Origin of the sequence: Pseudomonas sp. JUb42, from assembly GCF_024807945.1 — a bacterium.
GTDB lineage: Bacteria > Pseudomonadota > Gammaproteobacteria > Pseudomonadales > Pseudomonadaceae > Aquipseudomonas.
The window spans coordinates 18,670-38,882 of the sequence record NZ_JANUFD010000027.1 but is presented as its reverse complement, the minus strand read 5'-3'; the positions used below and the strand labels follow the sequence as shown (position 1 = coordinate 38,882).

General features: G+C 58.0%; 21 protein-coding genes. 20 read left to right on the top strand and 1 reads right to left on the bottom strand.

Going from position 1 to position 20,213, the window contains the following annotated elements; translation table 11 throughout:
* Positions 1 to 20 precede the first annotated feature (20 nt).
* Positions 21 to 1,478: a class I SAM-dependent methyltransferase gene (locus M2401_RS33695; RefSeq protein WP_259111280.1), complete on the top strand. Its 1,458-nt coding sequence runs from the start codon at positions 21 to 23 to the stop codon at positions 1,476 to 1,478.
* A gap of 107 nt (positions 1,479 to 1,585) precedes the next feature.
* Positions 1,586 to 3,814, top strand: a complete 2,229-nt coding sequence (locus M2401_RS33690) for a DEAD/DEAH box helicase (RefSeq protein ID WP_259111278.1) — start codon at positions 1,586 to 1,588, stop codon at positions 3,812 to 3,814.
* A gap of 265 nt (positions 3,815 to 4,079) precedes the next feature.
* On the opposite strand, the gene M2401_RS33685 is transcribed toward M2401_RS33690, so the two are convergent.
* Positions 4,080 to 5,624, bottom strand: a complete 1,545-nt coding sequence (locus tag M2401_RS33685) for an FAD-dependent monooxygenase (protein WP_259111276.1) — start codon at positions 5,622 to 5,624, stop codon at positions 4,080 to 4,082.
* 601 nt (positions 5,625 to 6,225) lie between these two features.
* Between M2401_RS33685 and M2401_RS33680 the strand changes: the two genes are divergently transcribed.
* The 18 genes from M2401_RS33680 to M2401_RS33595 all read left to right on the top strand — a co-directional run bounded on the left by M2401_RS33680 (position 6,226) and on the right by M2401_RS33595 (position 20,094).
* Positions 6,226 to 6,537 carry a hypothetical protein gene (locus M2401_RS33680; RefSeq protein ID WP_259111274.1) on the top strand — a complete coding sequence of 104 codons (312 nt, stop codon included), beginning with the start codon at positions 6,226 to 6,228 and terminating at the stop codon, positions 6,535 to 6,537.
* A gap of 246 nt (positions 6,538 to 6,783) precedes the next feature.
* Positions 6,784 to 7,503, top strand: coding sequence for a hypothetical protein (locus M2401_RS33675; RefSeq protein WP_259111272.1), 720 nt, complete (start codon positions 6,784 to 6,786; stop codon positions 7,501 to 7,503).
* Between the two features lie 8 nt (positions 7,504 to 7,511).
* Entirely contained in the window at positions 7,512 to 8,237 is a 726-nt protein-coding gene (locus tag M2401_RS33670) for a TIGR03759 family integrating conjugative element protein (protein ID WP_259111270.1), read from the top strand.
* Positions 8,222 to 8,800: a lytic transglycosylase domain-containing protein gene (locus tag M2401_RS33665; RefSeq protein WP_259111268.1), complete on the top strand. Its 579-nt coding sequence runs from the start codon at positions 8,222 to 8,224 to the stop codon at positions 8,798 to 8,800. Before M2401_RS33670 ends, M2401_RS33665 begins: the two co-directional genes overlap by 16 nt.
* The gene (locus M2401_RS33660; RefSeq protein ID WP_409034026.1) at positions 8,797 to 9,309 is read left to right on the top strand and encodes an integrating conjugative element protein; all 513 of its coding nucleotides are present in this window, start codon (positions 8,797 to 8,799) and stop codon (positions 9,307 to 9,309) included. Before M2401_RS33665 ends, M2401_RS33660 begins: the two co-directional genes overlap by 4 nt.
* Positions 9,310 to 9,317: 8 nt before the next feature.
* Entirely contained in the window at positions 9,318 to 11,477 is a 2,160-nt protein-coding gene (gene traD, locus M2401_RS33655; protein ID WP_259111267.1) for a type IV conjugative transfer system coupling protein TraD, read from the top strand.
* A gap of 16 nt (positions 11,478 to 11,493) precedes the next feature.
* A complete protein-coding gene (locus tag M2401_RS33650; protein WP_259111266.1) occupies positions 11,494 to 12,243 on the top strand; it encodes a TIGR03747 family integrating conjugative element membrane protein in 750 nt (249 codons plus the stop codon).
* A 69-nt stretch (positions 12,244 to 12,312) separates the two neighbouring features.
* Positions 12,313 to 13,776 (top strand): UvrD-helicase domain-containing protein, encoded by a 1,464-nt coding sequence (locus tag M2401_RS33645; protein WP_259111265.1) that lies wholly within the window; start codon positions 12,313 to 12,315, stop codon positions 13,774 to 13,776.
* Between the two features lie 116 nt (positions 13,777 to 13,892).
* On the top strand, positions 13,893 to 14,387 hold the full coding sequence (locus M2401_RS33640) for a hypothetical protein (RefSeq protein ID WP_259111264.1): 495 nt from the start codon (positions 13,893 to 13,895) through the stop codon (positions 14,385 to 14,387).
* Positions 14,388 to 14,795: 408 nt separating this feature from the next.
* Complete coding sequence (locus M2401_RS33635; RefSeq protein WP_259111262.1) at positions 14,796 to 15,095, top strand: DUF4177 domain-containing protein; 300 nt, start codon at positions 14,796 to 14,798, stop codon at positions 15,093 to 15,095.
* Positions 15,096 to 15,269: 174 nt separating this feature from the next.
* On the top strand, positions 15,270 to 15,578 hold the full coding sequence (locus M2401_RS33630; protein ID WP_259111326.1) for an RAQPRD family integrative conjugative element protein: 309 nt from the start codon (positions 15,270 to 15,272) through the stop codon (positions 15,576 to 15,578).
* Entirely contained in the window at positions 15,575 to 15,814 is a 240-nt protein-coding gene (locus M2401_RS33625) for a TIGR03758 family integrating conjugative element protein (protein WP_259111261.1), read from the top strand. The genes M2401_RS33630 and M2401_RS33625 overlap by 4 nt, the downstream gene beginning before the upstream one ends.
* Positions 15,815 to 15,830: 16 nt before the next feature.
* Positions 15,831 to 16,205: a TIGR03745 family integrating conjugative element membrane protein gene (locus M2401_RS33620; protein WP_259111260.1), complete on the top strand. Its 375-nt coding sequence runs from the start codon at positions 15,831 to 15,833 to the stop codon at positions 16,203 to 16,205.
* Between the two features lie 16 nt (positions 16,206 to 16,221).
* Positions 16,222 to 16,602, top strand: a complete 381-nt coding sequence (locus M2401_RS33615) for a TIGR03750 family conjugal transfer protein (protein WP_259111258.1) — start codon at positions 16,222 to 16,224, stop codon at positions 16,600 to 16,602.
* Complete coding sequence (locus M2401_RS33610) at positions 16,599 to 17,255, top strand: PFL_4703 family integrating conjugative element protein (protein ID WP_259111257.1); 657 nt, start codon at positions 16,599 to 16,601, stop codon at positions 17,253 to 17,255. The genes M2401_RS33615 and M2401_RS33610 overlap by 4 nt, the downstream gene beginning before the upstream one ends.
* A 47-nt stretch (positions 17,256 to 17,302) precedes the next feature.
* Positions 17,303 to 18,175, top strand: a complete 873-nt coding sequence (locus M2401_RS33605; protein WP_409034028.1) for a TIGR03749 family integrating conjugative element protein — start codon at positions 17,303 to 17,305, stop codon at positions 18,173 to 18,175.
* Positions 18,165 to 19,661, top strand: a complete 1,497-nt coding sequence (locus M2401_RS33600; protein ID WP_259111255.1) for a TIGR03752 family integrating conjugative element protein — start codon at positions 18,165 to 18,167, stop codon at positions 19,659 to 19,661. The genes M2401_RS33605 and M2401_RS33600 overlap by 11 nt, the downstream gene beginning before the upstream one ends.
* The gene (locus tag M2401_RS33595; RefSeq protein WP_259111254.1) at positions 19,639 to 20,094 is read left to right on the top strand and encodes a TIGR03751 family conjugal transfer lipoprotein; all 456 of its coding nucleotides are present in this window, start codon (positions 19,639 to 19,641) and stop codon (positions 20,092 to 20,094) included. The genes M2401_RS33600 and M2401_RS33595 overlap by 23 nt, the downstream gene beginning before the upstream one ends.
* The last annotated feature ends 119 nt before the right edge of the window (positions 20,095 to 20,213 follow it).

Sequence of the window (20,213 nt, the reverse complement as noted above, 5' to 3'; positions counted from 1 at the left end):
TCTGTCTGGAGATTCACATAATGGCTCTTATGTTTTCGCGCCTGGCGCACAACTTTGCCAAAAATGGCTACTACCCTACCGATGAACAGACCCTTGAGAGGACATTGCAAGCCCTGACGCCTTCCGCGTTTGGGACCATGCGTATTCTCGACCCGTGCTCGGGCGAAGGTACTGCCCTGGCCGAAGTCGCTCACGCGCTGGGACGTGAGCACGTCCAGTCATACGCAGTCGAATATGACCGGGATCGTGCGCAGCATTCACGGGCACTGCTGGACCAGGTTCTGCACAGCGACCTCATGGACACGATGATCTCGCGTCAGTCCTTTGGCCTGCTCTGGTTGAATCCACCCTATGGCGACCTGGCGGCAGACCATAGCGGAGCCTCTCAATACCAGGGAACCGGTCGACGGAGGCTGGAGAAGCTTTTCTATCAGCGCTGTATTCCACTGCTGCAATACGGCGGCGTGCTCGTGCTTCTAGTGCCAAGTTACGTACTGGATGATGAGTTCTGTGGCTGGCTCTGCAACCATTTCACTCAACTGCAGGTCTTCTCGGCTGTTGATCACCAGTTCAAACAAGTGGTGATTTTCGGCATTCGAATACGCCGGCAGGATCTGGGCCGTTCGAGCGAAGTCACGCACACGCGTAATCAATTACGCGCAATTGGCAGTGGTGCTGTTGAAGCGGCAGACATTCCAGAAGTGTGGCTGGGTGAACCATATGCGGTTCTCCCTGCAGGCAATGAGATTCAGCACTTCTACCGGGTAACGCTGGAGCCGGAACAATTTGCGATGGAAATCGGCAGATTGAGCGGCTTGTGGTCTGAGTTTTCGCTGCACTTCGGCCGTAACGGCGTCGCGCAGCGACCACCGGTCAAAGCTCTGTCTCAATGGCACCTGGCGCTTGCTCTCGCAGCCGGTGCTATATCCGGCGTCGTGACCTCGAAATCAGGACGTGTTCTGGCGCTCAAAGGCAACACTTACAAAGAGAAAGCGCACAAAACCGAGTTCACTGAAGATGAACAGGGCAATGTCGTTGAGGTGCGGATCCTGACTGACCGCTTCATACCCGTCATCCGCGCATGGGACATGACGCCAGGTTCGGCAACCCGGGGAAGCGTTTTGACAATCAGCTCAGCGCCTGCACAGACGGCTGCGCCCAGTGTCCCTGACGCGCCAGAACCAGCTCCACCCGTCATATCGCCACGATTCGCTCTTGGCCAACTCGTTTCCACATCTTCCGTTCACCAGCTGGTGGAGGAAGGCCTACTCAATCCGATGCCCTTTATCCGTCGGCACGCCCAGGGTGACTGGGGGGAACTGCCCGACGAGGACCGGCAAAGCAACGAACAGGCACTGCAATATGGTGATCGCTTGTTTTCCGCCTATGACACGAACCTCGACGACGAGCCCCGGCTCTGGATCATCACTGAAGCCGATCGCAGCGTGACCACACTCTTGCTGCCATCCGAATACTGACCTGCTATCGCCCGTTCCGGGCGGCCTCGATTCATCACTACCCAGGGTATGTCACGTACCCGTCGGGTGTCGTGCATGCCCTGTTTCCCGGCTTATGGAGAAACATCATGAACGACCTCGCACAACTGAACATCAGCCTGACCGATTTCATCGACGAATTCGGCGACGAACTGTTGGGCTCTCTTAACCGCTCGAACCCACCGGTCTACACCGGCATCGCCAACCCGATTCGTGCTGCGGTGATGGACTCACTCAAGCGCAGCCCTTTCCCCGCCCAGGCCGACGTCGTCCAGGCAATCACAGCCCTGTTGCTTGATCGTAACGAGCAGGCCGGCGTCATCAATGCCGAAATGGGCACGGGTAAAACGATGATGGCCATCGCCACGGCAGCGGTGATGTTCGCCGAAGGATACCGCCGCACGCTGGTCATTTGCCCTCCTCACCTGGTGTACAAGTGGCGGCGGGAGATCCTTGAAACGGTTCCAGACGCTAGGGTCTGGGTGCTTAACGGCCCTGACACGCTGACTAAACTGCTCAAACTCAGGGACAGTCTCGGCATCACTCAGGAGGGTCGCCAGGAGTTCTTTATTCTGGGACGTGTGCGCATGCGCATGGGGTTTCACTGGAGGCTGGCTTGCTGGCCCAGGAGAGCACTTGGGAGGCAGGTTTTTGCTGCATGCCCAGGCTGCGGCAAGATCCTGACTGACATCGAGGGCAATCGGATCACCACAGAGGAGTTCTACCGCGAGGAGCGCCGCCGGCGCTGCGAGCTCTGCGCAAGCCCTCTGTGGACACTGATGCGCCCAGGACGAACCGATGCAGACGAACGCCGCAATGTCATTCTCAAGTCGATGTGCCGAATCCCCACCATCGGACCGGTGCGTGCAGAGCGACTGATGACCGACTTTGGCGAGGACTTCCTGGTCTCGATGCTGATCGACAATGTTCATGAGTTCATCAATCTGATGGACGCCCAGGGCAATTTTGTCTTCAGCGATCGACAAGCCAAACGGATGGAGCGAGCGATGGCCAATCTGGAGTTCGGTTTCGGTGAGGGCGGCTACCAGCCAACCGAGTTCATCAAGCGCTACCTGCCTCAGGGCTACTTCGATTTGTTGGTCGTCGATGAAGGTCATGAATACAAAAACAACGGCTCTGCCCAGGGACAAGCCATGGGGGTTTTGTCAGCAAAAGCACGCAAGTGCCTGGTACTGACAGGGACCCTGATGGGCGGGTATGCCGATGATCTGTTCTACCTGCTGTTCAGGATCCTGCCACAGCGCATGATCGAGGACGGCTATCGGCCCAACCATCGCGGGAGCATGGCTCCCAGTGCAATGGCGTTCATGCGCGATCATGGCGTGCTGAAGGACATTTACACAGAGCGCGACGGCCAGTCCCACAAGACGGCCAAGGGCAAGAAACTATCGGTACGCACGGTGAAAGCCCCAGGCTTCGGTCCGAAGGGCATTCATCGATTCGTTCTTCCATTCACAGTGTTCCTGAAGCTCAAGGACATTGGTGCCAATGTTCTTCCGACCTACCAAGAGGAGTTCGTGGATCTGCTCATGACTGACGAACAAGGGGCGGCGTACACCAAGCTGGCCAGCAACCTTACAGCTCAGTTACGACAAGCCCTCGCTCGTCGTGACACAACTTTGATGGGAGTGGTGCTCAATGTCCTGCTGGCATGGCCAGATTGCAGTTTTCGACCAGAGACCGTGAAACATCCACGCACCAAGGAGCTGCTCGCCTTCGTGCCAACGGTCTTCAGCGATGATCAACTCATGCCCAAGGAACAGGCGTTGATCGATCTGTGCCGGCAGGAAAAGGCATTGGGCCGTAAGGTTCTGGCCTACACCGTTTACACAGGGACTCGCGACACCACGGCCAGGCTCAAACGTGCGCTGGAACAGGCAGGACTGAAAGTGGTCGTGCTGCGAGCAACAGTGGATACCACGCGGCGCGAGGACTGGATTCTCGACCAGGTCGACCGAGGCATTGACGTACTGATTACCAATCCCGAGCTGGTGAAGACGGGGCTGGATTTGCTGGACTTCCCAACCATCGTCTTCCTGCAGACGGGCTACAACGTATACACCCTGCAGCAGGCGGCACGACGGTCGTGGCGGATTGGGCAAAAGCACGCGGTACGGGTGCTGTTCTTCGGCTACATCGGCAGCTCGCAGATTACCTGCTTGCAACTGATGGCAAAGAAGATCGCGGTCGCCCAAAGCACTTCTGGCGACGTGCCTGATTCAGGTCTCGACTCGTTGAACCAGGATGGAGATTCGGTGGAGATGGCGCTGGCCAGGCAACTGGTGGGGGCTCAGTGAATCAAAGGAGCTAACAAACGATGCCCGGCTCGCCGGGCATTTATCCCTGCCTACCAGTCAATTCCATCCGACCAGATCACGGAACATTGATCACGGGCTTAAGCCGGCCAGAAGCTGCCTTTCGCAGATGGCGGATTCTGGAAAGGAGCATCGCACCAATCGTAAAGCGCGCAGTGCCTCAGGCAGCGCACCGTTCGCAATTGCGACGAGGACTGGCTGGGACGATCGACCTCTTGCATTCGACTCAGTAGTCCGACATTCGACTTCAGCAGGCTAAGGCTGGCGCGCCAAACCACTGCGAGATGGCCTGATCGAAACCGCCGAAATCAGGTTCCCCATCCGCAGCCCAGGCAACGAAGCCATCCGGGCGTACGAGCATTGCACTCAATCCCAGGGAATTTTGCGCAACAGACTCGATGTAGTCTATGTGGTCGCGCCAACGTTCTGATGCAGCCCGCAATCGTTCATCGCCGGCGAGGTTGATCAGAACGCCGGTGCCTGCGCACAGGTGCTCTGCCAGCCGACGGCCATTCTGGAAAGTTAAGTCGGGCGCACTGTAGCCGACTAGCGGATGGTCGCTGCCAAGATCATAGTGCAACGTAATGCCCCAAAGTTGCTCGGCAAAATAGGTTGCGCCGTCGCCGGTGCCAACCAAGTCGCGCATGATACCCTCAATGGCCCTGGCCTGAGGTGTTGGCTTCATGATGCTAGCCTGGGCCCGCGTCCAGTCAAGCACCCATTGGCCGATGGGACGACGCTCGGTTTCGTATGTGTCGAGTAACTGCTCGGACGCTGTTCCTAAGACCGTCGCAGCCAGCTTCCACCCGAGGTTCATTGCGTCGCCCAGGCCGGCATTAAGGCCCTGGCCTCCGAGCGCCGAGTGAATGTGCGCAGCGTCGCCCGCCAGCAACACGTGCCCGCGACGATAGCTTGTCACGAGTCTGGCCCGGTCGGTGAAACTCGTAGCAAGCCGAACCGCCGTCAGCGTGACATCGGTCTCCGACACGCGACGTAGTACCGCCTGTAGATGGTCCCGGGTGATGGCGCTCGAGCGGTCGAATGCACCACCGTCAAAGTCGGCGATAGAAATCTGCCCGGGAAGATTCACATAGAAGCCCGACGCGGTGGCATTGCGGCCAGGGAGAAGCTTGTGCGAATCGGCGATGTCGACGAGCGCATAGTAAGCGGTGAATTCCGGTTCCGTCCCTGGGAAATCGAAGCCAGCCAGTTTACGGACACTGCTCTGTCCACCATCACAGCCGACAAGCCAGCGCGCGCGCAATTTTAAGTTGCCTAGGTCGATGGTCACTTGGTCGCTCCCATCGCAGACCCCCGTTACCGCCAAGCCTCTGCGGATCTCGACCCCCAAAGCCAGTGCTCGCTCCGTAAGCACTGCTTCAACTGAAGCCATGTCGGCCGCGAAATTAGCGAACGCCGGACTAGGCAGCCGGTAAGTCCATTGCGACAGATCGACCAGGGCGGGATCGATGGGAATCCCAGCGAAATGCCCCACCTGCGCTTTGGTGGGCTTGACGGCGCCCCGGCTTGGCGCATGGCTAGCGATTGCCGCACGAGCGGCGTCAGCAGTCGCGATCAGATCGTCCAGAAGTCCCCGGCGATAAAGCGCTTCACCGGTCGCTACGGAAAGACCTCGCATGCCCAGCGGCGGCAGTTTCAGCGGCGCCTGTGGACTCTCGGCTCGTTCAACGATCAACACATCGAGCCCAGCGAGCGCTAGTTCGCAGCCGAGAAAAAGACCGACGGGGCCGGCCCCAGCAATGATGACATCGTGAAGTTTTGAAAATGACATGTAATGCTCCTAAAAGGTCGTTCGACCGGAGCAGTCATCGAATGAAACCGCACGGACGAACAAGGAACGCCGCAATGCGGCGCGTGTTCGTCGTGGGGTCTTGCGTGCTACGCAGTAGACAGAGCTTTCACAGCGCGAAAGGACTTGGGCTTACCAAACCAAGTCTGCCTTTTCCGACACATACACTGTACGCCGTGTCTGCGTAGAATCAAATTGGTGCAAGGGGAATGTCTGCATTGGGTCGACTGCCGCCCGACGCTAAGGCCCAAATGAGGTCGTTGTGATACTCGCAATTTGAACGTCGAGCTGGTCCAGTGTCTGCGATTTCACTATTTGGACCGACCTTGACAAAAACAGTGATCTTTCAGAACCTGCCAAAGTGGATTTGCTGTCGTTGACAGCATCATCCCAGGCAGTCCGGACTTCATGACTGCGGCGCCTTTGAGGCGCTAATCCATCCCCAAGTTCGCCCAAGCATTCGGAAGCGCGAACGGTCGTAAGGCAGTGCCAAACGATGAATGCACCTTAATCACAGTCATTTTCAACCCAGCGGGGATCACTCCCCATAGGCGGTGTTTCCCCACTTATCTGGAGAAACACCATGCACGCTACCCACAAGCTCGACTCTTACACCGAAACACTGTCGTCATATCGGCGCCTCCTGGAAGCCAATCCTGGCTCAGCCCTCGTCATCAGCAGTGATTGCGTGGCCCTCCTTCATGATGGCCATCTCTGCGCGGCCATACTGAATGCTCAGCCTCACGGTTTCAGCGTCGGTGTCATTTTCGAGTTCTGCGAAAGTGGCTGGGATCGGGACAACGACTGCTGGGAGAATGCTGGTTCGCCCAGCGAAACGACATCCTGCATCAGGTACCCGCGCTTCATATCGATTGAATCAGGGCAACTGCTCTAAAGCCCAGTAACACGTCTTCATTTCACCCGACGGGAAAACACTTCCCGTTGGGTGGTGTTTTCCTCACGCAAAGCACTGCCATTGCCCCATCGACCTTACATACCCTAGGCCTGACCTCGGCGATCCGCTGCCAATACCCGCAACCGGCGCAGCTATAATAAAACCCCATTGGACCTGATAAGGGTTTCCTACTGAATTGTTCTAACGCTTTTGCGAAAGTGCCTCACATCATGAGTGAGGCCATCCATGAAGCTGCCACTGCAAATTTCGCTAAGTAATCCCATCGTCCTGAAAGCCCTATGCCTGGTCGGTTTGACTTGCTGGTGTGGGTATCAGCAATACCAGATTTACCACCTGAGCACTGCGCTCGCGGGTACGGTGGACCAGGACAGCATCGGTTCGCTGATCCAGCGCATCAATAGCGTGGAAGATCGGCTCGATCAAAGCGCAAAGGCACCGTCAGTCACGATGGAAGATTTTCGTGCCGGGCAACAGGCCCTGTCCAATCGTATGGATACCTTTCAGACGCAGATCAAGAAGAATCAAGAGTCCACGCAGCCCACCTCGCCCTCGGCTGCCTCGATGCTGGACATCGTTGCCCTGGAGGCGAAGTTTGAAGGACTGCAGGCCACTTTTCAGGACTTTGTGAAAACAAGGCCAAAGACGACGCCAGCGCCCGTTCCCACCAAGCCCGCTAAATCCAAAGCCCCTCCTCCGCGCAAAACCGAAGCCATCGCAAAACCTGTAGAAACCCCGCCACCATTTACTGTTGTCGGTGTCGAGTATCGCGGCGGCGAACGCTTCCTCTCCGTTGCGCCCCCTGGGAGTACGCAACTCAGCCAGCTTTACCTGGTGCGACCCGGCGACACGGTTGCTGGCAGCAACTGGCGTCTGAACGGCCTGGATGACGGGCGCGCCCAGTTCAGCATCAACGGCACATCCCGAATCGTCTCTCTCAAGCCCTAGAGGTCTCTATGCACCGTGTTTACCTACGCATTTTAATCATGGCCGGGTTGACGGGCCTCTGGTGTAACCAGGCGCTAGCTGATTCTGGAACAGCCTCCGTTCGCAACTCGCCCAACTCGACCATCAACTTTATCGAAGGCCCCGCCGAAGCACGTGCGCAAGAGTGGAATCTGGATAAGCAGGAATGGCAGCGTTACCAGGGCCTGATGCAAGGATCCCGAGGGATTTACTCGCCAGGCCTCGACCCGTTGACCGCTTTGGGCATCGAAGCCAGGAATGATGAAGAGCGCCGGCATTACGCCGAACTCCAGGTACAAGCCGAAGCCCAGCGCACGGCCAAAGAACTGGCCTACCAACAGGCCTACGATGAAGCGTGGAAACGCCTTTACCCGAACCTGCTGCCCATCCAGCCTTCCGGATCAGGCTCTGCGGGCACTGCCCCCCGGGCAAGCGGGCGCCTGGCTGTGTTCGTCAAAGCCGACTGCGTGGACTGCGCGCAGCGGGTCAAGGCATTGCAGGCCCGCGGGCAAGAGTTCGATGTCTACATGGTCGGCAGCCAGGGCGACGACGCACGGATCCGCGCCTGGGCAATTCAGGCGAACATTGACCCCACCAGCGTGCGCAAACGCCAAATAACCCTGAACCACGATGCGGGCCGCTGGCTGAGCCTTGGCCTGGGCGGTGAGTTGCCTGCTGTTGTTCGTGAAGTGAACGGGCAATGGCTGCGTCAATGACAGCAGCATGGCTGTCCCGCCTGGCTGGCGCGGCGGCCCTGTGGTTTCTGCTAACAGCCCAGGGTAATGAGCTCCCGCCGCCTGCCTATCAGCTCGCCGCATACTCGGCGGGCATCCCCTCCGAGGTGCTGTACTCCGTGGCGCTGCAGGAGAGCGGCACCTACTTACGGGGCCGCAAGAGAATCTTGGTGCCGTGGCCCTGGACGCTGAACGTTGCCGGTGCGGGCTACCGCTTTGCGACGCGGGATGACGCCTGCAGAGCATTGCTGATCGCCGTCGCCACTGTGGGTCCGAAGAAAGTGGACTCAGGGCTTGGCCAAGTGAACATCGGCTGGAACGGGCAACGTTTCTCCGAACCCTGCGAATCCTTGAATCCCTACACCAACCTGAGGGTGGCCTCCCAGCTCCTGGCTGAGCATTACGCGGCCACGGGGGACTGGATCGCAGCTGCCGGTCGTTACCACCATCCTGCTGGAGGTCCAGCGGCCGCACGCTACCGCAAATTATTCGCCGAGCACCTCAGTCGGGTGACCGGCATCACTCAACTGGCGGGCAACCCATGAACAAACTTTCCAAGCTGACCCTGATCGCATTGATGGGCATACCGGCGCTACCGCTGTATGCATCACCACTCATCGTGGTCGACGACCGAGGCGGTGACTCGGCACTTCCCTACTATCGGGGGCTAAATCCTCAACCCGCCACGCCTGTGACAGCCTCTCCGATCGGCAAAGTAGATGTCTCGAAAGCACAAGGCCTGCCGGTGCGGTCGACGCGCCTATCGCCAGGCACGGTTCAGGGCCGCGTCATCAATGCCCCTGGCCTGACGCCATTCTTCCTGGTCGGGGACGACGAACAATCACGGCTCTGGCTGACTCAGCACGCAGACGCTCTCCGGCAAATGCAAGCGATGGGCCTTGTGGTCAACGTTGCGTCCAGCCAGCGCCTGGCGGTCATTCAGGGCTGGATCACCGGAGTACGGATTGCACCAACACCGGGTGATGACCTTGCCCAGCGCCTGGCGCTGGAGCATTACCCCGCCCTCATCACCGCCACTGCGATTGAGCAATAGGAGGTCAGATGGCCACCGACTATGCGATTGACTCCCTCCTTCGACCTGCAGTTGAACTCTATACCGTTGCGGTATGCGCCGCCGGCGCATTTCTCTGTGTATTCGCACCCTGGGCATTTGCGCTCACCCCTCTTTTTGGAGCCGTCAGCGCGGCAGGCTTTCTGGTCTTGGGCGTGACGCGGTTGAAGCAAGCATCGCGAGTTTTGCGGTACCGAAGAAACATTCGCCGGCTGCCTCACTACACCATGACCAGTAAGGAAGTGCCGGTCAGCAATGAGCGGCTGTTCATCGGCCTGGGCTTTCGCTGGCATCAGCGACACACCCAGCGGCTCATGGACACCTATCTTCCGCAGTACGCAAGCTATGTGGAGGCTACGCCACTGTTTCGAATGGCCCGTCGCTTCGAGCAGCGAGCAGAGTTTGCGCCCTGGCCGATCAAGGTGCTGGCCAGGGCGACGTCGTGGGACGTTCCGATCAATCCCATGCGGCCGCTGCCCCCGGTCGGTGGGTTGCCACGCTTGCACGGCATCGAGCCCTATGAGGAAAACGTCTCTCTGCCCCTGAGCGAGCGGGTCGGCCATTCGATTGTCTTGGGCACCACCCGGGTTGGCAAAACCCGCCTGGCTGAGCTGTTCATCACCCAGGATATACGCCGTAAACGCAATGGCCAGCACGAGGTCGTTATTGTGTTTGACCCTAAAGGCGACGCCGATCTCCTCAAACGAATGTACGTCGAAGCCAAGCGGGCTGGCCGTTTGAGTGAGTTCTATGTCTTCCACCTGGGCTGGCCGGATCATTCGGCACGCTACAACGCCGTGGGCCGATTTGGTCGAATATCTGAGGTGGCCACCCGTATCGCGGGTCAACTTTCCGGTGAAGGCAACTCCGCGGCGTTCCGCGAATTCGCCTGGCGATTCGTCAACATCATCGCCCGGGCGCTGGTGGCGCTCGGCCGTCGACCTGACTACCTGCAGATCCAGCAACACGTGATCAACATCGAGGGCATATTCGTCGAGTACGCGACCAAGTACTTCGCGGAAAACGATCCCAAGGCCTGGGACAGCATCGTAGCGATTGAAGGCAAGCTCAACGATAAGAACATTCCGTTCAACATGAAAGGCCGCCCGTTCCGGGTGGTTGCGATTGACCAATATCTCTCGCAGACCCGGGTATCAGATCCAGTTATGGACGGCCTGCGCAGCGCGGTCCGTTACGACAAGACCTACTTTGACAAGATTGTGGCATCCCTGCTGCCGCTGCTGGAAAAGCTTACCACCGGGCGCATGGCTGAGCTGATTTCGCCCGACTACCAGGACGTCAACGACCCGCGCCCGATCTTCGACTGGATGCAGGTCGTTCGCAAACGCGCTGTTGTGTATGTCGGCCTCGATGCGCTGTCGGATACCGAGGTGGCCGCAGCCGTGGGCAACTCCATGTTCTCCGACCTGGTCTCGGTGGCCGGCCACATCTACAAGTTCGGTATCGATGACGGGCTACCCGGTGCCATCGCGGGCTCGAAGGTGCCGATCAACCTGCACGCCGATGAATTCAACGAGCTGATGGGCGAAGAGTTCATCCCAATGATCAACAAGGGCGGCGGCGCCGGCATGCAAGTGACGGCCTACACCCAAACCATGAGCGACATCGAGGCGAAGATCGGTAACAAGGCCAAGGCCGGCCAGGTGATCGGTAACTTCAACAACGTGTTCATGTTGCGCGTTCGTGAAACGTCCACGGCAGAGCTGCTGACCAATCAGTTGCCCAAGGTGCAGGTATTCACCACGACACCGGCCAGCTCTGCCAGCGATGCCGCGTCGGGCGAAACGGCATTCACCTCCAACACTCATGACCAGGTCAGCTCGGTCAGCGTGCCGATGATCGAGCCTGCCCACGTCGTCGGACTGCCCAAAGGTCAGTGTTTCGCGCTGATCGAGGGCGGCAACCTGTGGAAAGTCCGCATGCCCCTGCCGGCGAACGATCCGGATGAAGTCATGCCGCCGGATTTAAAAGCCCTGGCCGAAAGCATGCGGCAGACCTACCAAGTGGGCAAAGTGGGAGACAGTGGCTGGTGGGAAGCCCCAGGGTATCGATCTCTCACTGAAGCGCTGCCCCTGGACCTGATCGAGGACTTCCAGCAAATCGCCAAGCCCGATGACGCGGCCGCCTGAGTAGGAGACGTAACTCATGGCTGACGTGGCCGAAAAAGCGCAGCAACAGCAGATCAGGGAACAGACCTGGTTTGGCTCCCTGCTAAGCCTGCCCTTCCGTTTCATCGGTGTGATGTTCCTCTCACTCGGCGGCGCGATCATCGTCGAGTGGCTGTGCCTCTATTTCTTTTGGCCGGAGGCTGGTTGGCATCACTCCCAGGGCATGCTCGATCACGAGCTTGGGTGGCTGTCTCAGGGTTTTCTGCAAAGTGTAATCGTCCAAGAACCCGGGCACACCGCCAAGTGGCTGGTCCAGCTTACCTATGACTGGCTGGTAGTGAAGACGGGCCTACTCGACTGGCTGACCAAAATGACCGCCTATGCCCAGCACGGGCGTCCTGGCGGTGGGTTTGACTTCACCTATGAGCTGGCATGGGTGGTCACCAAGGTCCAGGACTATGGCCTGGCCGCGCTCTACACCGCACTGGTGTTCTGCGTGCGCCTGGTCATTCTCACCTTGGCGATCCCACTGTTCGTGATGGCGGCATTTGTCGGGTTCGTCGACGGGCTGGTACGGCGGGATCTGCGGCGCTTCGGTGCAGGCCGAGAATCCAGTTATCTGTACCACAAGGCGCGCTCGACGATGATGCCCCTGGTGATCATGCCCTGGTCGCTCTATCTGGCTCTGCCTTTCAGTGTCAGCCCATTACTGGTGCTGCTGCCATGCGCCGCGCTTCTGGGGCTCTCGGTGAGCATTACCGCTTCCAGTTTCAAGAAGTACCTGTAAACCCATTCTCCAGCAGTTGCAGGTGCGTGTTGATCGCCTGTTAGTGCGCAAAACTTTGTGGTGATGAACATGCGTTGGACCGATGAACAGACACCGGCAATTCAGTCACAGGCCAAGAAGCTGCTGGTGCAAGCCTACGCCGGTACAGGAAAAACCACGATGCTGGTCGGGTATGCCGAGGAGAAGTCCTCCATGCGCATGCTTTACCTTTGCTACAACAAAGCGGTAGAGATGGCGGCGAAAAACCGCTTCCCGCGCAATGTCACCTGCAAAACCGCCCATGGCTTGGCTCACGCCGTCTATGGCACTCAGTACAAGCACAAACTGTCAGGTAATCTGCGGCTGACCGATATCGCGCGCACGCTAAAGATCCAGGATTGGGAGTTGGCCAAGGACGTTGTGTCGATCTTGAATGTGTTCATGGCCAGCAAATACATGTCATTGAACAGCGCTCACCTGCTTCGTTTCCAGAACAATCGAATGCTCACTTCCGCTCAGCAGGACTATCAGACCAAGGCCGTCAATGCAGCGAAAAGCATCTGGGCACGTATGGTGGATCTGCAGGATCGCAGCGTATCGATGACCCACGATGGCTATTTGAAGCTCTACCAGTTGAGTAAGCCGGATCTGAGTCAGCGCTTCGATGCTGTGCTCCTCGATGAGGGGCAGGATGTTAACCCGGTCATTGCGGACCTGGTCCAGTCTCAGAAAATTACCCAGGTCACAGTGGGTGACCGGCATCAGCAGCTCTATCGCTTCCGCGGCGCCGTGGATGCATTGAGCGGTGCCTGGATGCGAGATGCTGAACACCATTACCTGACCAAGAGCTTTCGCTTTGGCCCAGCGGTGGCCCATGTAGCCAACATCATTCTGTCCTTCAAGGGCGAAACGATCCCTTTGCAGGGCCTTGGCCAGCCCACCCAGGTGAAGCGAAAGTTGCCGGAGGGTCTGCCTCACCAAACGTTTCTGCACCGCACTGTCAGTGGCGTAATCGAAAATGCACTGAGCTTGGTGAGCAAAAATCATCGGATGCACTGGGTCGGAGGCATCGACAGTTACTCATTGCGCGACCTCGAGGATCTGTTCTACTTCAGCCGCGATATCAGGGACAACGTGCAGAACCGCAAACTGCTGACGGACTACAGGGACTACGACCAGTATGTCGTGATCGCAAAGGCGACTCAGGATCCTGAAATGCTGCGGTCGATCAGGATCATTGAGGCGTATCCAGATCTGCCGGCGCGGATCGACGGATTGCGGCAAAGCTCCGTCACCAACGAGCTGGACGCTACGGTCACGCTGACCACCGCCCATCGAGCGAAGGGCCTGGAGTGGGATTTTGTATGTCTGTACGAGGACTTCAGCGCAGATCCTCTGTCACCCGACATCGATGCGGCAAAGCGCGACGATGAGCTGAACCTACTGTACGTGTCAGTGACCAGAGCGATGAAAATTCTTGCGATCAACTCCTTGGTAATCGATATCATGCAGCGGTTCAAAGACAACAAAGCACTGATAGCTTCGGCAAGGTAACGGGCCGTGTGTTCCATTGCCCCTGGTCTGTACGTGGCTGTTCGTCACGTCTTATTTCAGTCGTGTCACAATCGTGACGGCTAGTTTCTATCGTCTGTCATAGTCTGGATTCGGTTTTGTCTGAACTGCTCAAACTCAAAGAAAACACACTACTAGCCCATCCTGACGGCGGGTTTAGCTTTGGCACAATTCCAGACATGCCGAAATTTGGTTTGCCGGGGGGTGAGGTCTATTTGCGCGTGGGTGTTCACCGCCGAGCGAATAGCGGTTTTGGTGTAATTCACATTTGGGAAGCGCATCAACCGGATTTGCTTAAGCAAGGTTGTGCCACCATCGACGGAGTGGCCGGGCACATCGCAAAAATGATTGTTCCAGGAGCGCAAATCTACTGTGAGTTCAAAGAGCAACGTGGCGGAAACCGCATTGCGGTGCTCAGGACGTCTGCAGGAACACTAATCCTTGAACCACGTCATGAGCGTACTAGCGGGTTTGGATATTACGTTGTGACTTGGTATCCCCAGCGTCGAGCGCATGGCACGTTGGTAGGTCAGATTCCGCGACCGATGAAACCTGATCTCACAGCACCTGAACCAAAGCCAACACACAAATGAAAAAGGCGCCCCAAGGGCGCCTTTTCAATGTTCTAGAGGAGTAGTCGCAGCGATTCTTTAGCTCCCAGTCTAGCGACCTTGGGTTCAGAATCCGACCGGCTATGCCCGTCGTCACTACTTCAGAGAAACCAGCTTCCTCTGCTGCCAAAAATGCGGGGGGGCCTTTGCTGGTACCCAGTCCCGACGAATGCGCAGTTGCAGTCCTCAACAACAAGGATATACAAGGTGACACTTGTGTCAACCAGATTTGAGGATGTCCATGATTTCCGGGGTCTCTGGCGCTCCCATCATGGCACCAATGGGTCCGTCTGTCCCCGAAACCCTAAACGACACAAAAAAGGGTTTCGCCTTGCTGTACCGCGCCATCGGCTGCAAGCCTGCTTTGACCCAACTTGCAGCCGGTGCCCCATGCCTTCATTCGAATACACCCACGCTTTCGTCCCCCTCCCTTACAAGACCGTCACCAGCGGTCTGCTCTTCAAATCCACCAACGAAACCACTGAGCCGGACATTCAGGCCTACCTGAACAGTCCTGAATCCCTGGCCGTGCTCAATCGTCATGGCCTGGAAGGATGGGAGCTGGTAAGCGCTCAACCGATCAACCGTGGCCACGACCAGGTAGGCAATCAAAACGCTCAAGGTTGGGCATTTGGATATGCGTTAACCACCGGCTTTTTGCTGTTCTTCAAGCGCTCACAGGCCCGCTGATTGTTCGTGTTTACAGGCGCATTTAAACCCTCTTGGACCTGATAAGGGTTTCCTGCTGATTCAAATCTGGCCTCTGGTCATGCTGTGGACATTGCCCCGCAGCAGGATACTGAGGCCCCCAAATTGAAAATCACTCCCCCGAAGAAAACCGGCTCGTTGCTATGCAACGGGTGCATGGTCACCTTCATCGTTGCCAGCCTGTTCTGCGTGAACCAGGCACAAGCCGCAGGCACTGCCTCCGAGCAGGCGAACGTCGAAGTCATGATTCGCGAACTCAATGCGCTCGAAGCTGTTGCGCGGCGCAGCGGAGAACTGCCCAACGATGGGTCCCAGCGTTATCACTTCGATTACCAGCGCCTGGCAGGCGACGTCGCGCGTATGCGCCAAGGCCTGCAGGACTACCTCTCGCCGTCCCGGGCACAGCCCAGAGACACCACCGAGCTGTCGGGGCACTACACCACCAACAGCGAACGTCAGCCATGACGATGTCCTCTGCCCAATCCAGCGCGTTCCAGACCGCAGGCGGGTTCTCCGCTGCCGACAGCAACGTCTTGTGGGTGGGGTTGGCCGTCGTCGTCACCACGCTGTGGGGAGTGTGGGTGTTCCAGAGCATCTACCGCGGCTGGTCGACACGCAATCTTGATCAAGCCGCGGCAACCGCCGGGGTCATCCGCTGGACCCTGATGTTCATGATCATGAGTTTCATGCTTTTGCACTGACCTTTAGGAGATTTAAATGCCGTTCCTTCCTCGCTTATCTGCAAGCGTAAAACGCATCAGGACCGCCTCGGCCATTCAGGCAGCAGTTTTGTTGACCGCGTTACCGCAGATGTCATTCGCGGCCTTGCCGCAGGCCCAGGCCCCTACTCGGGGTGAAGGCACGAGCATCATGCAGACGATCCAGAACTACATGTTCGATGGTTTCACCCTCATTGGACTGGTGATGTGTGCCGCCGCGTTGATCATGGTCGGCCGTCATGGGATCGGGGTTTATCACGAAATTCACATGGGGAAGGCGAAATGGGCCGACCTCGGTGCGACTGCAACAGTGGGGGTCTGCCTGATCGGTATCACGATCTTCCTGGTCACAAAAGCCACTTCCGTACTCTGACGATTAAGGTGCACTGATGAGTGATCAGCATGATGACGGAACGTTGCTTTTCCTTCCGAGCAGACTGAATAACCAGCCCGTCGTCATCGGTGGGCTGACCGCTGACGAGATGTGGGTGACCGTTTTCGGCAGTGCCGGCGTCGGTCTTGTCATCGGCATTCCGCTGGCATTTTTTGTTACGCCCGCGATGCCAGTGGTCACTGCACTCGCCGGCGGAACTGCCGGACTTTTGATCGCCGCGCGTGTATTGCGCAGGCTCAAGCGCGGTCGACCTGAGACCTGGCTGTATCGCCGTGCCCAATGGCTCATTGCAGAGCAAGGTCCGACGTTCATGAACAGTGCGCGCCTGGTGATCCGCTCAGGCGCCTGGACCTGTAAACGCCGGGGGCAGATATGAGCCGTTTCTGGAAACTCGCAGACGCGCAGCGCACCCATATCGTCAGCCTGCGTATTGCGCTGGTGGTGAGTGCTTTGATCAGCGTAGGCCTGGGCTACGGCTGGTGGTCAGCACCGCGCGAACTAACGGTCCATGTACCTCCAGATCTGCGATCGGGCAGTACACGCAAGTGGTGGGATGTACCGCCAGAGTCGGTTTACACCTTTGGCTTCTACATCTTCCAGCAACTGAATCGCTGGCCCACAAATGGTGAAGTGGACTATGAGCGTAATCTCATCCAGCTCACGGCCTACCTGACGCCGTCCTGCCGAGCCTACCTGCAAAGTGATTTCGAACTGCGGCGCAATAGTGGCGAGCTGCGTAAGCGTGTGCGAGGAGTGTATGAGATTCCTGGCCGAGGCTATGGCGACGAGCCGACGTTGCACGTTAAGCAACTCTCGATCAACGAATGGACCGTCAACCTGGATCTCTCCGCTGATGAATACCTCGGTGGGGAGCTGGTCAAACGCGCGCTCGCTCGTTACCCGTTACACATCATTCGCCAAGACGTCGATCCAGAAAAAAACCCTTTCGGCATGGCATGGGATTGCTACAGCGGTACGCCTCAACGAATCGATGCCACCCCGCTACCTCCTGCTGGAGGTGCCAAATGACAGTATTCCGCTTCGTAGCGCGATTCAGCATCGTCGCTTGCCTGCTGATGGCGACCTGGTCAGCCCAGGCAGTAGAGATCATGCGCTGGGAACGGCTGCCACTGGCGGTCCCACTGGTCGTCGGACAAGAACGCATCGTTTTCCTGGACCAGAATGTCCGGGTAGGCATCCCTCGATCACTGAATGACAAATTGCGGGTTCAGAGCATTGGCGGTGCGATCTATCTGCTCGCCAAGGAGACCATCGAACCCACACGCCTGCAGCTGCAAAATGTTCAAACCGGCGAAATCATGCTGGTGGATATCGCTGCAATGACAGCGCCAAAAGACCAGGCCGCCCTTGAGCCGGTCAAAATCATCGCCGGCGAAACGGCCCCTACCCGTTATGGGACCAGCAAACCGGCGCTGAAAGCCACCAGTCGCACCTCCTCAGCAGCCGTCAATACCAACGATGAGGAAGAGACCGAGGAAGACGACGCGCCGCCCAAAGGTGAAACGCCCGTACCGGTAGTTCTCACTCGCTATGCATCGCAAATGCTGTACGCCCCCCTTCGAACCGTGGAGCCCGTGGAGGGCATCATCCAGGTGAAGCTGGATCGACGCGCTGACCTTTCCACGCTGCTGCCAACCCTGCCGGTGGTCTCCTCCGCACTGGGCTCATGGCAACTGGACGACTACTGGGTTACTGCGGTCAAGCTGCGCAATCAGACCACGCAGCGTCTCTCACTTGATCCACGGGAATTGATGGGCGACCTGGTGACGGCGACCTTTCAACACAATTACCTGGGTGCCAAGGGCGACGCAACGGACACGACCACGCTGTATGTCGTCACCCGTGGGCATGGCATCGGTCAGTCGGTGCTCCCGGCAATTGGCCAAGCCGACCCGCGCGTGAAACAGGAGGCCGATCATGAAAGGTAATCCGCTCCTCAAAATACTGGTTATCCCCATTATCGTCCTTGCAGTGTTTCTGGGGATCAAGGCGTTTGGCAATAAACCGGCTACGGACGGCGGTGACGCAGGCGGCCCAAAACTGACCGCCGAGCAGGCCAAGGCAATGGGCGTCGACGGCGATACGCCAAGCGACACCCTGCGCACGATGGTTGCAGAAGGCCGCCAGCTCAAGGATCAGGTCAACCAGGTGCTCTTGGATAACAAAGCTGCAAAGCAGGAAAACGAAACGCTGAAGCTCAAGCTGGGAAACATCGATCAGGTAGTCAATCAGCGCGTTCAAGCGGCAACAGAACAAATGAAAACGGATAGCGTGCAGCGGCAACAAAGTCTGACTGAAATGATTCAAAAGCAGTTCGACAATTTGGGTAAACCTGCCGCCTCGAACAACGACATGCCCATTGGCCTGGGAATCGCGGCTGGCGAAGGCGTTGACGTCAAAAAGCCAAGTGATAGCTCGGAAATCATCTGGATCAGTCCGCAAGACGCTACTGCCGTGGACTCCACAGGCAAGCCCATCGCTGCTGGATCAAGCCTGCAGCCGAGCAGCTTCAGCTTCCCGTCGTCATTCGGTGACTCGGTGGATCGGGGACAGAAAGCGCTCAACAGCGGTGCGGAGCGTGTGAGCGACAGCATGAGCCCAACCAGTCAGCAGGAGTCACGCAAAAAAGTCCGTAAGGTCTACACGCTGCCACAGAACTCCACATTGATGGGGTCGGTGGCCATGTCTGCACTGATTGGCCGTGTCCCTGTCGATGGCACTGTGAACGACCCCTACCCTTTCAAAGTGCTTATCGGTCCGGACAACCTGACAGCCAACGGTATCGACCTGCCGGACGTGGCCGGTGCGGTGGCCAGCGGCTCGGCGTCCGGTGACTGGACGCTATCGTGTGTGCGTGGGCAGATCCGCAGCATGACCTTCGTCTTCACCGACGGCACCATCCGCACACTGCCGGCGCCAAGCAAGGATGGCCAGCAGAACAACAGCAACCAAAATCAGAACCAGGCCAGCGCTGGTCAGCCACAACCCGTCCAGGGTGGCATGGGCTGGATCAGTGATCCCTATGGCATTCCCTGCATCAGCGGTGAACGGCGCAGCAACGCCGCTCAATACATCGGTTCCCAGGCCTTGATCACGGCTGCCGGTGCCGGCGCTGCGTCACTGATCAAGACCGATAACACCACCTCATCCTACGTATCAAGCTCCGGCAGCACCCTCGGCACCACCGGTGTGTCCGGTAACCAGGCCATGGGCCAGATCCTCAACTCGGGCGTCAGCGATATCTCTGCCTGGGTGAACAAACTTTACGGCCAGGCGTTCGCGGCAGTGTACGTAGAGCCTGGCGCCAAGGTCGTCCTGCACCTGGACCAGGAGCTGGACATTGATTACGAAATCAAAGGCCGCAAGGTCAACTACGGCACAGGAGCACGCCATGCCGCTGCCAATCTGGACTGACTCAACTAGCCTCTTTCGCCAGCCAGCATGCCTTTGCGCCCTGTTGGCCATCGCGCTGCTGGGCGGGTGCTCCACGGACAAGGAACAAATGCTGCCTCATGGCAAAAACACCATGATGGACGTCTGGGATGGCGGCACCACAGGTTCAGGAACCAGCTCCAGCAATCGACAGATGCTCGATGCGCGCGCTCAGTTGCGCCGACCGCTCGACGCGGGTCAGGGCGGCCTGCAGGAAAACGCGGCCTACACCCGCACCTCTCAAAACGAGATCTACAGCCAGTTCAAGCGTCTGCCCAATCCTGACCTGGTCATGTACGTGTTCCCGCACCTGGCGGGTTCTGACCCAGCGCCAGTACCTGGGTACACGACCGTTTTCCCACTTTATCAGCGCGTGCAGTACGCGATGCCCGGTGAACGGGTGGAGGACTATTGATGGGACTTCTGGAAAGCCTGAGGCACTCGAAGCCTGCAAATGACACCGTGGTTACGTCCCTGGAACAGGTCACTGAAGAGCTGATCACCGCCGACGAGCCCATATCTCAGCCACCACTG

Bases quoted from the DNA above. Each gene is read 5' to 3' on its own strand.
- M2401_RS33675 (WP_259111272.1), top strand. From the start codon at position 6,784: ATGAAGCTGCCACTGCAAATTTCGCTAAGTAATCCCATCGTCCTGAAA.
- traD (WP_259111267.1), top strand. From the start codon at position 9,318: ATGGCCACCGACTATGCGATTGACTCCCTCCTTCGACCTGCAGTTGAA.
- M2401_RS33660 (WP_409034026.1), top strand. From the start codon at position 8,797: ATGAACAAACTTTCCAAGCTGACCCTGATCGCATTGATGGGCATACCG.
- M2401_RS33650 (WP_259111266.1), top strand. From the start codon at position 11,494: ATGGCTGACGTGGCCGAAAAAGCGCAGCAACAGCAGATCAGGGAACAG.
- M2401_RS33600 (WP_259111255.1), top strand. From the start codon at position 18,165: ATGAAAGGTAATCCGCTCCTCAAAATACTGGTTATCCCCATTATCGTC.
- M2401_RS33605 (WP_409034028.1), top strand. From the start codon at position 17,303: ATGGCGACCTGGTCAGCCCAGGCAGTAGAGATCATGCGCTGGGAACGG.
- M2401_RS33625 (WP_259111261.1), top strand. From the start codon at position 15,575: ATGACGATGTCCTCTGCCCAATCCAGCGCGTTCCAGACCGCAGGCGGG.
- M2401_RS33630 (WP_259111326.1), top strand. From the start codon at position 15,270: ATGGTCACCTTCATCGTTGCCAGCCTGTTCTGCGTGAACCAGGCACAA.
- M2401_RS33685 (WP_259111276.1), bottom strand. From the start codon at position 5,624: ATGTCATTTTCAAAACTTCACGATGTCATCATTGCTGGGGCCGGCCCC.
- M2401_RS33680 (WP_259111274.1), top strand. From the start codon at position 6,226: ATGCACGCTACCCACAAGCTCGACTCTTACACCGAAACACTGTCGTCA.
- M2401_RS33615 (WP_259111258.1), top strand. From the start codon at position 16,222: ATGAGTGATCAGCATGATGACGGAACGTTGCTTTTCCTTCCGAGCAGA.
- M2401_RS33620 (WP_259111260.1), top strand. From the start codon at position 15,831: ATGCCGTTCCTTCCTCGCTTATCTGCAAGCGTAAAACGCATCAGGACC.
- M2401_RS33610 (WP_259111257.1), top strand. From the start codon at position 16,599: ATGAGCCGTTTCTGGAAACTCGCAGACGCGCAGCGCACCCATATCGTC.
- M2401_RS33595 (WP_259111254.1), top strand. From the start codon at position 19,639: ATGCCGCTGCCAATCTGGACTGACTCAACTAGCCTCTTTCGCCAGCCA.
- M2401_RS33665 (WP_259111268.1), top strand. From the start codon at position 8,222: ATGGCTGCGTCAATGACAGCAGCATGGCTGTCCCGCCTGGCTGGCGCG.
- M2401_RS33690 (WP_259111278.1), top strand. From the start codon at position 1,586: ATGAACGACCTCGCACAACTGAACATCAGCCTGACCGATTTCATCGAC.
- M2401_RS33695 (WP_259111280.1), top strand. From the start codon at position 21: ATGGCTCTTATGTTTTCGCGCCTGGCGCACAACTTTGCCAAAAATGGC.
- M2401_RS33635 (WP_259111262.1), top strand. From the start codon at position 14,796: ATGCCTTCATTCGAATACACCCACGCTTTCGTCCCCCTCCCTTACAAG.
- M2401_RS33670 (WP_259111270.1), top strand. From the start codon at position 7,512: ATGCACCGTGTTTACCTACGCATTTTAATCATGGCCGGGTTGACGGGC.
- M2401_RS33645 (WP_259111265.1), top strand. From the start codon at position 12,313: ATGCGTTGGACCGATGAACAGACACCGGCAATTCAGTCACAGGCCAAG.